We start from the raw sequence: 12911 nt of genomic DNA on the forward strand, positions 1-12911 counted from the left end.
TCGTGCGCTCCCCGCGCATTATGTTCGCTGACACAACATCGTTACATTGACGTTGCACAACGGCCACATGGTCACCGCATTCTGTGGTTCAGCGACGGACCCGGACCTTGAAGCTCCGCCCTCTTTGCTCCAGGTGTCTCCGGAGTCCATCGCTCAAGAAGCGCCCGGAGATCGGCTCCTCCGGGCGCTTCGTTCTTTTCTGAAACGTGTCAGCCCTGCGCGAGGCACCGCATCACGGTCACCCGTTGGCGGGCTCCGGGGTGGCGTCGACCTCGTCACGCACACCGTGTCGGGCGACGAGGCCGAACCAGACCGCCAGGGTGACCAGGCCGAGCGCAACGACGACCACGGCCACCCGCCCGGGCGCGGTCCGCGACAGCTCGTCGAGGGCCCGGTCGAGTCCGGTTGCCTCGTCGGGATCGAACACGACGGCGCCGTGGGTAACGAACGCCCCGATCAGCAGGTAGGTCAGCCCCCGTCCGGCGTAGCCCAGCCGTCCGGCGGTCCGCGCCCACGAGGGGTGGCCACCGCCGTCGAGCTCCTCGCGCAGGTCGCCGCTCCACGCCCGCCACAGCTGTCGGACCCCGACGGCGACGAGGCCCACGCCGACCAGCCCGATGGCCACTCGACCCACGGGGTTCTCCATCACCGTCGCGGTGAGCGAGGACTGCGAGCTGCCACCGGACCCGCCGGAGAACACCTGCTTGGCCGCGAGGAAGGCCAGGCCACCGTGGACCAGCGCCTGGGCGCCACGACCGATGCGGTGCGGCACGTCGAGCTCGCCGTGATCACCGCCGATGGCCTGCACTCCGGCCCAGAACGCGAAGACCGCGAGGGTCACCGCCAGGATTCCCAGCAGGACCATGCCGAAGGGGAGCTGGCCCAGCTGCTGCATGGCCCCCTGCGCACCGGCATCACCGGGCAGGCCGATGGCGATGCGTCCCGCAAGGAAACCGGTGGTCGCATACAGGACGGCTCGGCCGGCGAACCCGACCTGGCCAAGGGAGGGAGAGGTGTCGGGCATGCGACGAACATGGCCCGGGAGGGGGTCGGCGAAACCCGAAGCGACCGGACGGGGTCGGGCCGTCAGCCGAGCTCGGCGGCGACGGCCTCGCGAATCCGGTGGTAGCGGGCGGTTTCGGTCGGGGTGTCGGTGGTGACCTCGATGATCGTGATTCCGGGGTTGGCCCATGCGTCGTCGAGGGCGCCCGGCAGGTCGGCCATCTCGTCCAACCCGAGGTAACCCGCCCCCGTCGTGATGGCCATTCCGCCGAGGGGGACGCCGTGCGGCGTGGCGAACAGCCGGCGGAACGTGGCCGCGGCCAGCTGCGAGCCGTACGGCAGGAGGTCGAAGATGCCGCCGCCGTCGTTGTTGATCACCACGATGGGAAGGGCCGGCACCGGTTCGTCGGGGCCGATGACCAGCCCGGTCATGTCGTGCACCATCGAGAGGTCGCCGGCCAGCGCCGCGGACGGCCCGTCGTGGGCCAGCGCCACCCCGACGGCGGTGGAGACGAACCCGTCGATGCCCGACACGCCCCGGTTTCCCACGACGCGGAGCCCTTCGCGCACGGGCATGGTTTCGTTCAGGTGGCGGATCGCCAGGCTGGAGGCCACCGTCAGCACGCTGTTGGCGGGCATCAGCCGGGCGAGGTCGCGGACGACGCCGAGCTCGGTCGGCTCGTCGCTGTCCTCGAGGAGGCGGTCCACCACCGCACCCGCCCGACGGTCGGCGTCCAGCCAGGCGTCGAGCCACCCGTCGACGGGGTCGCTGCCGGCCACCATCGGGGCAACCCAGTCGGCGAAGGCGACCGGCAGGACGAGGCGTGCGTTGCGCTGGGGGTCCCAACCCCGCTCGAGGGGGTCGCAGACGATGACGTCGTCGCACACGGCCACGATCGCCGCCACGGCCCGGGAGAGGACCGGACGGCCGAGCTGGACGACCACATCGGGCCGATGGGCGGACACGAAGGCCTCGGAGGCAGCCAGCCAGTGCCCGGTGCGCACGGCGGGTTCGCGCAGGCGCAGGCCGGACGTGGGTTCGGCGATCACCGGCCACCCGAGGGCCGCGGCAAGGTCGAGCACGTCGTCACCACCGACCGCACCCTCCCCCGCGATCACGAGGCCACGTCGCCCGTCGAGCACCTCGCGAGGGTCGGGCAGCCATCGGGCCGACCCCGCGCTGGTGGAGTCCCCCGCGCGGGAACGGGCGCGATCGGGGCCCAAACCCCCCATGGGCGACGCAGGCCCCGATCGCGCCGATCGGGACGTGGCGACAGGCGCGCCCGCGGGGTGGCCGGGGAGGGCGGTGGCCGTGTCGTCGAGGAGGGGCTCGCGCAGGGGGACGTTGAGGTGGACGGGGCCGGGGGGCGCGACGCCACCGACGGCGTGTGCAACCGCGCGGGCGACCACCGACCGCAGGTACACACCGGGCCGGTCACCCCCGGCCGAGACCTCGTGGAACCAGCGGACCGCACCGCCGTAGAGGTGTTGCTGCGTTGCCGTCTGGTTGGCGCCGATGTCGCGCAGCTCGGGCGGCCGGTCGGCGGTCAGCACGACCACCCCCACCCCGGCCGCGTCCGCCTCCATCACCGCGGGGTGGTAGTTCGCCGTCGCCGTGCCCGACGAGCAGACGATCGCTGCCGGACGACCGGACCCCCGAGCCAGCCCCAGCGCCAGGAACGCCGCGGACCGCTCGTCCACGCGGACGTGCATGCGCAGGCCCTCGTGGGCCGCCACGGCGAGCGACAGCGGGGCCGACCGCGAGCCGGGGGACACCACCACGTCGGTCACGCCCTGCGCGGCGAGCTCGTCGACCAGGGTCAGGGCAACGGCGGTCGCGCTCGGCTGCTGATCGGGCATCACAGTCCACCCTCCTCGGGCACCGCCGCCCCGGCGGCCGCGGCGGCTGCACGGTAGCGGTCCAGCACGGCCTCGGGGTCCCCGGGCGCCCAACGTTCCAGCAGCTCGGGCTCGGGCTCGACCCAACGGACCCGCAGCCGGCCGTCGACCGGCACGAGGGGGTCGGCCACGACGTCACCGGCCAGCAGCATCGCCGTGCCCAGCCCACAAGCATGGGGCAGCTCCGGCAGCGCCGCCGCCAGGGCCAGCCCCGCGGACAGGCCGACGGAGGTCTCGACGGCGGAGGACACCACCGCCGGCAACCCCGCTGCCTCGATCACCGCCAGGGCCCGTCGCACCCCGCCGAGCGGCTGGACCTTGACCACGATGATGTCGGCGGCCTCCAACCCGGCGATCCGCAGCGGGTCCTCGGCGGTCCTGACCGACTCGTCGGCGGCCAGCGGCACGTCGACCCGTCGGCGCAGCGTCGCCATCTCCGCCAACGTGGCGCAGGGCTGCTCGACGTACTCCAGGCCCCCGGCGGCCCGTTCCAGCAGCCGGATGGCCCGGGTGGCCTCGTCGACGTCCCAGGCGGCGTTGGCATCGATGCGGATCAGGCCGCTCACCCCAAGCGCGTCGCGGACGGCCTCGATCCGGGCCTCGTCCTCGGCCAGGGACACCCCCGGGTCGGCGACCTTCACCTTGGCCGTCCGACAGCCGCTGGCGGTGACCATCTCGTGTGCCCGCTGGGGGTCGACGACCGGCACGATCGTGTTGATCTCGACGTGATCGCGGACGGGGTCGGGGTAGCCCTCCGCCGCGGCTTCCTGCGCGGCCAGCCACCACCAGCGGGTGACCTCGGGGCCGTAGTCGGGGAACGGGGAGAACTCCCCCCACCCGGCGGCACCACCGACGAGCACCCCCGACCGCGACGTCACCCGTCGGAACCGGGTGACCAGCGGAACGGTGAACGGGACGGGAGCGGCCACGTCGACGATCACGCCAGGACGAGGGCGATGGTCAGCAGCACCGCGAAGGCGAGCTGGGTTCGGGCGATGCCGCCGAGCACCGGGATGAGACCCGGTCCGGCGGCGCCCTCGCGCACGTCCTCCAGCGGTCGGGCGATGGGCACGGCGGCCAGCAGGGCGAGGAAGGGCCAGGCCGACCCGACGCTGAGCCCGATGACCCCGAGGAAGGCGAACGCGCCGATGATGGTGCCGGTCAGCAGGTGGCGCGTCCCGCGGTCGCCCAGCACGACGGCAAGGGTGCGCTTGCCGGCGAGCTCGTCGGTCGGGATGTCCCGCAGGTTGTTGGCGATCAGGATGGCGACGGCGAACAGGCCCACGGGGACGGCGGCCAGCACCGCCGTGACCGTCACGGCCTCGTCCTGCACGAAGGCGCTCCCCACGGTGGCGACGAGCCCGAAGAAGACGAAGACGAACACCTCACCCAGCGCAGCCGAGGCGTAGGGCTTGGGCCCGCCGGAGTACCCAAGGGCGGCGAGGAAGCACAGCGCGCCCACGGCGAGCAGCCACCAGGTGGTGGCGGCGGCAAGGGCCAGGCCCGCCAGCCCGGTGACGACGAAGGCGTTGCGGATCGCGCGCTTCATCGCCGGCGGGCTGATCATCCCCGAGGCGACGGCGCGGCGGGGGCCCAGCCGAGCTTCGGTGTCGACGCCCTTGACCCCGTCGAAGTAGTCGTTGGCGTAGTTGACGGCCACCTGCACGCTGACCGACACGATCAACGCGGCGAGGGCCCGCCAGGCGACGAACGTGGCCGCGGTGGCCGTACCGACGATGACCGGCGCGACCGCGGCGGTGAGGGTGCGCGGCCGGGCCGCCTCGACATAGGGGTTCACGGGTTCAGATCGTACGGATACAGGTCTGGATGGCACACACGACCCACCGGCCCGCATCGGGTCGACCTCCACCCACGATGGGGAGGGGGCATCGGACGGATACCGTGTCGGCCGTGACTGACGACGGCTCCGTGACCCATGACGGCTCCGCGACCCACGGCAGCGGCCGGCTGCTGCTCGCGGTGGAGGCCACGCCCGAGAAGATGGACGCGGCCCTGCGTGACGCCTGGGCCGGCGGTCCGGCGGTGCTGCCCCTGGACCCGCGGCTGCCCCCGCGTGCGCGGGGCGGGCTGGTCGCCGACCTGAAGCCCGGCGCGATCGTCAAACCGGGCGGGCTGATCGCCCTCCCCGGCGGTCAACCGGTACCCGACGACACCGTCGTGGTGGTCCCGACCAGCGGTTCCACCGGCAAGCCGAAGGGCGTGATGCTGTCCCGCAGCGCCGTGGAGGCCAGCACGACGCTCGGTCTGGACGCCACGGGCAGCGACCCGGACGTGCCGTGGTTGTGCTGCCTGCCGACCAGCCACGTCGCCGGGGTCCTGGTCCTGCTGCGTGCCATCGTCACCGGCACCCCTGCGGTGCTGCACGACGGCTTCGACGTCGAGGCGATCCGCGCCCTCGACGGTCCGGTGCACCTGGCCGTGGTCCCGACGATGCTGCGCCGCCTGCTGGACGCCGGTGCCGACCCCGACGGCTGGGGCACCGTCCTGGTCGGCGGTGCCCGCCTGACCGACGGGTTGGTCGAGCGCGTCCCCGGCCTGACCACGACCTACGGATCGAGCGAGACCAGCGGCGGCTGCGTGTACGACGGCGTGCCCCTGCCCGGCGTGGACGTGGGCACCACCGACGACGGCCGCCTGACGATCGGTGGTCCGACGCTGATGACCGGCTACCGGACCACGACACCGGGCACGGGCCAGGGCCTGGTCGACGGACGGTTCGTCACCTCCGATGTCGGCGAGGTCGGTGCCGACGGGCGGGTGACCGTGATCGGCCGGGCCGACGACGTGATCGTCACCGGCGGGGAGAAGGTCGTGGCGGCCAGCGTGGCCAGCCTGCTCGAGCAGCACCCGGCCATCGCCGAGGCCGAGGTGGTGGGCGTGCCCGACGCCGAGTGGGGACAACGCGCCGTGGCCGTGGTCGTGCCCGACCAGGTCGGCGCGGTCCTGTCCCTGGCCATCCTCCGCAGCTTCGTGGCCGAACGCATGCCGCGCTACGCCGCACCGCGCGACCTCGTGGTCGTCAACGCGTTGCCACGCCTGCCGTCGGGCAAGGTCGACCGCCTGGCCCTCCAGCGAGCCGTCGCCGCAGAGGCCCAGTAGCCCCCCACGATCGGCGCCTCGTCTTCGCCCGCACGGCCGCGCTGGTGTACAAGATGGGCCATGGCCGCCATTCCTGCCGAGCCGACCAGCCCCGTGATCGCCAACCTGGTGGTCCTCGCGGGCTTCGTCGCGATCTTCAGCACGTTCGTCACCGACTCCCCGTTCTCGTGGATCGTGGGCGCGATCATGGTCGTGGCCGGGGGCATCTGGGCCGGGTTCGTCGGCAACGGAACCGTCGACGAGGCCGTCGTGCCCGACACCGCCGGAACCCACGTGGACGCCTCGGAGGGGCAGACCAACGGCGGCGCCGCCTGAGCCCAGCCGCCGGGTGAGGCGGCGTGATCCCGACGACCAGCAGGGGTGGGGGGACGTCCCCACGTCGCGTCTGGAGCATCCTTTCTTCAGGCTGGTCCAGGTCCTCGTCCTCGCGGCGGTGATCCTGTACGGCCTGAACGAGCTCGGGTTGCTGTCCCGCGAGATCCGCGACGTGCGGGTCGTGCGCGTCACCGGCGAGGACCCCATCCGCGTGGCCGCATCGGCCGCGCGCGAGGCCCACGGTGGCCGGGCCGAGACGGTGGTGATCGTCAGCGTCGACGCGCTTGCCGACGGGGTCGCCGCGACCGGCCTCGCCGGCATCCTCGAGGCGCCGATCCTCCTCAACGAAGCCACCCTCGTCAGCCCGCAGACGCGCGACGTCATCCGCGAGCTGGACACCGAGCGCGCGATCCTGATCGGTGGCACCAGCGCCCTGAACGGCGTCGTCGAACGGACCTTCGCCGACGAGATGGGGCTGGAGACCATCCGCATCGCCGGCAACTCCCGGTTCGACACCGCGGTTCGTGTGGCGCAGCTGTTCACCGACAACGGCGAGGTCGGTGTGCTCGACGGCCTCCGCACGGCGCTCGTGGTCCCGGCCGAGGACGTGGCGACCGGGCTGGCCGCCGGCGGGCTGGCCGCGGGCCGCGCGGCACCGCTGCCGGTGCTGTACAGCCAGAGCGGCGCGCTGCCCGGACCGACCGTCGATGCGCTTGCCCGGATGGGGATCGAGCAGGTCGTCACCGCATCGCCCATCACCGTCTTCGACGGCCGGGTGATCACCGTGTCCGGGCCGGTCGACGTTGCCGACACCGCCACGGAGCTGCGCGAGTTCCAGCCGTCCCGTGTCGTGATCGTGCCCGATGGCGACGATGCCCGGGCGTTGGTCGGTGGACCGGTCGCGGGCCTGGAGAGCGGCGTCATCATGCCGTTCTCCCTCGCGCAGGACTGGCTGGAGGCCAACTGCGGCACGGTTGCCGAGCTGTTCGTCATCGCCGAGGACACCGTCGTCACCGACGCCGACCTCGAGGTCCTGCGCCGCGCCGCCACCGCCTGCGGGGACTGACATCAGCGGCCGCGCCCTGACCGGACCGGGGCGTTGATGCGACGTGCGCTGGCAGGGGTCGCCGTCCTGGTGCTGGCCGTGGTCGGCCTGGTGATCGCGGGGCGCGACACCCCGGTGGCGGAGGAGTCGCTGACCGTGGAGGTGTCCAGCCCTGCGGGTGACCCGTCGGTGACGCTGGACGCCGGCCTGTACGTGGCTGACGGGGTGACGTTGCCCGCGCCGGCGTTGTTGCTGGCCCATGGCTTCGGCTCCGACCGGTCGTCGCTGGACGAGACCGCCCGCGCGTGGGCTCGTGAGGGGCATGTTGTGCTGACCTGGTCGGCCCGCGGGTTCGGGGCGTCCGGGGGGACGATCGGCCTGAACGACCCGGACCGGGAGATCGCCGACGTCAGCGAGCTGGTCGACCTGCTCGTCGGCCGGCCCGAGGTGCAGCAGGACGCCACGGGCGACCCCCGCGTGGCGCTGGCCGGCGGGAGCTACGGCGGTGGGGCAGCGCTGATGGCCGGCACGACCGAACCTCGCCTCGACGCGATCGTTGCGGTCGCGGCGTGGCACGACCTGGCGCGGGCGCTCTCGCCAGCGGCGACGGGCGGCACCGGGGTGCTGAAGGAGCAGTGGGTCAGCCTGCTGTTCACGTCGGCGCTGCTCGGCGGCATCGACGAACCCGCCCCGTCCAGCATCCCGGCGCAGGCGACCCCCGCCGTGCCGGGGCTGTGCGGCCGGTTCGACCCGGCGATCTGTGCGCTGTACGTCGAGGCGGCCCGGACCGGTGTGTTGGCGCCCGAGGACGCGGCCCTGCTGACCGCCCGCAGCCCCGCGGGCAGGCTGGCCGACGCAGCGGCGCCGACCCTGCTCGTGCACGCCATGGACGACACGTTGTTCTCGCTCGGCCAGTCCCTCGCCAACGCCGAGGAGCTCGTGACCGCCGACGTGCCCTTCGCGCTGCGCTGGGTCGCCGGTGAACACGGCGGTCTGCCCGGTCCCGACAGCCCCGCCGGACGCGAGATGGCGATGTGGCTCGACCGTTGGCTCGCGGGCGAGGACGACGGCGTGCCACCGACCTTCTCCTGGTACGACGCGGTCGCTGGTGGCGACGTGACCCCGGAGGCCGAACCCGGAACGGTGCTCGGCCCGACGGCCTCGACCAGCTGGGTGCTGGCCGACGGCACGCTCGTCCCGCGCAGCGAGGTCGAGGACGACCGGCCCGAGGATTCCGACGGTGTCGCCGGATCGCTGGTCGTGGCCCATCCGCCCGGCGGCCTGCCTGCGGCCCTGTCGTCGTTACCGGGCCTGGGCGCGCTGGCAGGCCTGCTGCCGGCCATCGACGTGCCCGGCCAGTCCGTGTCGGTCGAGACCGCTGCCCTGGACGACGACCTCGTGCTGGTCGGACGACCGACGCTGGACCTGGAGATCACCGGGCTGGAGCAGCCCGCGCCGTCGACGGCCGACGCCCCCGCCCCGGCGTTGCTGGCCAAGCTGTACGACGTCACGCCCGGCGGGTCGGCGACGTTGCTGCACAGCACGGTGACCCCGCTGCGCGCCACCGTCGGCCGGCTGGAGGTCCCGCTGGAACCGGTCGCCCACCGGTTCGTGGCCGGGAACCGCCTCCGGCTGGTCCTCGCGACCACCGACCAGGCGCTGTCGACCGGACGGGACCCATCGATCGTCATGGCCGACGGCAGCACGCTGTCGCTCGTCCTGCCGGTCACGACCCCACCGCGCACCACGACCCTCCCGGCGCTGGTCCGGGTGCTCGTCCCGGTCGTCCTGGTCGTGGCGGCCGCGCTGCTGGCCGCCCTCGTCCTCCGCCGCCGTGACGCCCACGTGGCCGCCGCCGCTGCCCGACCGGATGCCCCTGCCGTGGTGATCGAGCGGCTGGCCAAGCGGTATGCCGACGGCAAGGTCGCCGTCGACGGCCTCGACCTGGTCGTCGAACGCGGTCAGGTGTTCGGCCTGCTGGGCCCCAACGGCGCCGGCAAGACGACCACGATGCGGATGCTGCTCGGGCTGATCACGCCCACCGAGGGCACGGTCGAGGTCCTGGGCCACCGGATGACCCCCGGGCATCCGGTCCTGCACCGGGTGGGCGTGCTGGTCGAGGGACCCGGTTTCGCGCCGTACCTCAGCGGCCGGCGCAACCTGGAGACCTACTGGCGGGTGGCCGGCCGGGACCCCGCCGAAGCCGACATGGACCGGGCGCTGTCCGTTGCCGACCTCGGCGATGCGATCGACCGGCCGGTCCGCACCTACTCACACGGCATGACGCAGCGGCTGGCCATCGCGCAGTCGCTGCTCGGCGGACCGGACCTGCTGGTGCTCGACGAACCGACCGACGGACTGGACCCCGAGCAGATCCGGGGAATGCGGCAACTGCTCGCCCGGCTGGGCCGCGAGGGCATCACGGTGCTGGTCTCCAGCCACCTGCTGGCCGAGGTCGAGCAGATGTGCACCCACGCCGCCGTGGTGCAGCACGGCCGCGTCCTGGTCAGCGGGCCGGTTGCCGAGCTGCGTGGCGCCAGCCGGTCGATCGTGGTCCGCACCGACGACCACGACCGGGCGGCGACGGTGCTCGCCGCGGCCCTGGACCTCGATCGGATCGACGTCGAGGGGGACGGCCTGGTGGTGCACCTGGGTGACGACGGCCGGGTCACCAGCCCGGCGGTCTTGGCCGCGCTGGTGGCTGCCGGCATCGGGGTGGAGTCGTTGACCCCGCGGGGACGCCTCGAGGACGTCTTCCTCGACCTGACCGGAGGCACCCCGTGACCCCGACCACCCACCAGCCGAGGAGGGTCCCATGGGCGCGGAGCTGAGCCGCCAGCTGCGTCGCCGTCGGACCCTGCTCGGGCTGGGCGGGCTGGCGTTGGTGCCGGTGCTGCTGGCCCTGGCGTTCGCGCTGACCACCGGCGACGGCGACGGCGGCGGGGGTGACCCGACGGGCCTGTTCGACCTGACCCGCCTGTCGGCGCTGAACTTCACCATCACGTGTGTGGCCGCGACCGCCCCGTTCCTGCTGCTGTCGGTCATCGCGCTGTTCACCGGCGACCCCGTCTCCTCCGAGGCGTCGTGGGGCAGCCTGCGCTACCTCCTGACCCGGCCGGTCAGCCGCACCCGGCTGCTCGGCCGCAAGCTGGTCGTGGGGTTGGGCCTGTCGGTGGCCGCCGGACTGGTCGTCGTGGTCTCGGGGTTGATCGCCGGGACGATCGCCTTCGGGTGGGGACCGGTCGAGACGCCCTTCGGTGCCCTGGCGGAGGGCGAGGCGATCGTGCGGATCCTCGCGATCCTCGGCTACGTCCTTTGGAACGGGGCCTGGGTCGCCTGCCTGGCCTTCGCGCTGTCGGTCGTCACCGACGAACCCGTGGGGGCGGTCGCCGGCACGATCGTGCTCGTGATCGTCGTGCAGATCCTGGACAACATCACCGCGCTTGGCGACGTCCGCCAGTGGCTGCCGGTGCACGAGTCAGCGGCATGGCTGGGCCTGCTGGCGGACCCGCCGCGGTGGGGCGACCTGGTCCGCGGCATGTGGCTGCAGATCCCCTGGGCCGCCCTCTTCCTGGGTTTCGCCTGGTGGCGCTTCCTCAGGCGTGACGTCCTCAGCTGACGGGACCTACCGGGACGAGACGGGTCAGTCGACGCGCAGGGCGTAGGCGATCGTGTCGCGGAGGGCCTTCGCGCCGCTCTGCGTCAGGTGCACGCCGTCCCCGCCGAACCAGTTCGGGGTGCCGTCGGAGGCGCCCTGCCAGTCGGCCAGGACGGTGTTGGGGTACCGACCGGTGGCGCCCGACAACGCCCGGTTGACCTGTGACTCCCACGGTCGCGGCACACGGACGGTGACCAGGACGACCCGGCCAGCGTCGGCGAAGCGCTCCAGCACGGCATCGAGCGTGTCGGTGGTGACCGCGCCGTTGTTGCCGAGGTGGATCACGACGGCGTCGTCGGGACCCGGATCGACCTCCGGCATCTCCAGCAACTCGTGCCACTGACGCCCGATCCGTGCGTCCATGACCACACCGTCGAGGGTCTCGACCTGTTCGGCGGCACCGACCATGACGCTGTCACCCACGACGAACACCTGCGGGAAGTCGTAGGCCGGAAGGGTGTCGGGGTCGACGACCGGTTCCCCGGCGGGTTCCTCGGTGGACAGCGGGGTGGGCGGCCCGTCGACGTGCTCGGCGACCATGACCCCGCCACGAACGCCCTTGGGGATGTAGGAGGGGGTGGTGCCGTCGGTGGTGGCCAGCTCGATGGGCGCCGCCGCCGCGGGGCTCTGTCGGGCGAGCTGCACGTTGCCGACGGCGAACAACGACACGCCGGAGATGGCCACGATGGCGACGCCTCGGCGGAGGGCCGGGGTCTCCGGTGCGCTGCGGAACAGCGCGATGACCTGCTGGCCGAAACGGCCCTCGCGAACCGGCCGTTCGATGAAGGTGAACGACAGCTCGGCCAGCGCGACGGTGGCGCTCAGGCGCAGCACGGTCAGCCACGGCTCGGACACGATGGTGTCCACGCCCGGGCGCAGGACCATGAAGACCGGCCAGTGCCACAGGTACAAGCCGTAGGACCGCTGTCCGATCCAGCGCAACGGCTTCGCCGACAACGGCACGGCGACCAGCGAGCCGGGGTTGGCCACGGCAGCGACCACGGCGACGGTGGCGATGGCGATCAGCAGGAACCCACCGCGGTAGAGGCGTGCGTCATAGGCCCCCAGGGTCCACAGCTGGTGCCCGATGACGAGCAGGCCCACGACGCCGGCGATGTCGGGCCAGGCGGACGCGCGCAGCCGTTCGGTCAGCGGGCCACCGGCGACCCAGGGCCGCCAGACCATGGCCATGGCGACGCCGACGAGGATGCCGGCGGCACGGGTGTCGGTGCCGTAGTACAGCCGCGAGGGGTCCACGGTCGGGTCGAACCCGGTCCACATGAGGGCGACGGAGGCGACGATGCCGGCCAGCACCACGCCGAGGGTGATGCGCCTGCCCAGCAGGCGTCGTCCGGCCAGGAACAGGGTCGGCATGAGCAGGTAGAACTGCTCCTCGATGGCCAGGGACCACAGGTGCTGCAGCAGCGGTGGCCGGCCGAAGGACTCGAAGTAGGACTGTTCGGTCGCGATCAACGACCAGTTCATCACGTAGGTCGACGCGGCGACCGACTGACCCCAGAGGCTCCCCAGCGCATCGCGCGCGGTGAACATCGCCAGCAGGGCCACGCCGATCAGCAGGACGGCCAGCGCCGGCAGCAACCGCTTGGCCCGCCGTTTCCAGAAGTCGACGAAGTCGATCCGGTCGGTGCGGTCGAACTCGGTGATCAGCAGGGCGGTGATCAGGTAGCCGGAGATCGCGAAGAAGACCTCGACCCCCAGGTAGCCGCCGGGCAGCCATGCCGCGTCGGCGTGGTAGACGATCACGGCCATCACGGCCAGCGCACGCAGCCCATCGAGCGCCGGCATGTAGGGCAGGCTGCGAACCGGCCCGACACTGAAGCGAAGGGGTGACGAACGAGGAAGGATCATGCG

Annotated in this window: 10 protein-coding genes; 5 read left to right on the top strand and 5 right to left on the bottom strand. The window is 72.9% G+C overall.

What is annotated here, in order from left to right; all coding sequences use genetic code 11:
* Positions 1–238: 238 nt before the first annotated feature.
* The 4 genes from DVS28_RS22575 to DVS28_RS22590 form a co-directional block, all read right to left on the bottom strand.
* Complete coding sequence (locus DVS28_RS22575; RefSeq protein WP_164710909.1) at positions 239–1024, bottom strand: DUF1206 domain-containing protein; 786 nt, start codon at positions 1022–1024, stop codon at positions 239–241.
* Between the two features lie 62 nt (positions 1025–1086).
* Positions 1087–2862, bottom strand: a complete 1776-nt coding sequence (gene menD, locus DVS28_RS22580; protein WP_114593467.1) for a 2-succinyl-5-enolpyruvyl-6-hydroxy-3-cyclohexene-1-carboxylic-acid synthase — start codon at positions 2860–2862, stop codon at positions 1087–1089.
* Positions 2862–3839: an o-succinylbenzoate synthase gene (locus DVS28_RS22585; RefSeq protein WP_114594351.1), complete on the bottom strand. Its 978-nt coding sequence runs from the start codon at positions 3837–3839 to the stop codon at positions 2862–2864. The genes menD and DVS28_RS22585 overlap by 1 nt, the downstream gene beginning before the upstream one ends.
* Positions 3839–4699, bottom strand: coding sequence for a 1,4-dihydroxy-2-naphthoate polyprenyltransferase (locus DVS28_RS22590; protein ID WP_216826232.1), 861 nt, complete (start codon positions 4697–4699; stop codon positions 3839–3841). Before DVS28_RS22590 ends, DVS28_RS22585 begins: the two co-directional genes overlap by 1 nt.
* Before the next feature lie 113 nt (positions 4700–4812).
* On the opposite strand from DVS28_RS22590, the gene DVS28_RS22595 reads away from it, so the two are divergent.
* The 5 genes from DVS28_RS22595 to DVS28_RS22615 are packed head-to-tail and all read left to right on the top strand — an operon-like array spanning position 4813 to position 11000.
* The gene (locus DVS28_RS22595; RefSeq protein ID WP_216826233.1) at positions 4813–6021 is read left to right on the top strand and encodes a class I adenylate-forming enzyme family protein; all 1209 of its coding nucleotides are present in this window, start codon (positions 4813–4815) and stop codon (positions 6019–6021) included.
* A 60-nt stretch (positions 6022–6081) separates the two neighbouring features.
* A complete protein-coding gene (locus tag DVS28_RS22600) occupies positions 6082–6336 on the top strand; it encodes a hypothetical protein (protein WP_114593469.1) in 255 nt (84 codons plus the stop codon).
* A 13-nt stretch (positions 6337–6349) separates the two neighbouring features.
* Positions 6350–7402 carry a cell wall-binding repeat-containing protein gene (locus DVS28_RS22605; protein WP_114593470.1) on the top strand — a complete coding sequence of 351 codons (1053 nt, stop codon included), beginning with the start codon at positions 6350–6352 and terminating at the stop codon, positions 7400–7402.
* Positions 7403–7438: 36 nt separating this feature from the next.
* A complete protein-coding gene (locus DVS28_RS22610) occupies positions 7439–10165 on the top strand; it encodes an alpha/beta fold hydrolase (RefSeq protein ID WP_114593471.1) in 2727 nt (908 codons plus the stop codon).
* A gap of 31 nt (positions 10166–10196) precedes the next feature.
* Positions 10197–11000: an ABC transporter permease gene (locus tag DVS28_RS22615; RefSeq protein ID WP_114593472.1), complete on the top strand. Its 804-nt coding sequence runs from the start codon at positions 10197–10199 to the stop codon at positions 10998–11000.
* A gap of 24 nt (positions 11001–11024) precedes the next feature.
* Here the strand turns inward: DVS28_RS22615 and DVS28_RS22620 are convergent, their stop codons facing one another.
* Positions 11025–12845 carry an acyltransferase family protein gene (locus DVS28_RS22620; RefSeq protein WP_164710910.1) on the bottom strand — a complete coding sequence of 607 codons (1821 nt, stop codon included), beginning with the start codon at positions 12843–12845 and terminating at the stop codon, positions 11025–11027.
* Positions 12846–12911 lie beyond the last annotated feature (66 nt).

It is taken from the genome of Euzebya pacifica (assembly GCF_003344865.1).
In the GTDB taxonomy this organism is placed as follows: Bacteria; Actinomycetota; Nitriliruptoria; order Euzebyales; family Euzebyaceae; genus Euzebya; species Euzebya pacifica.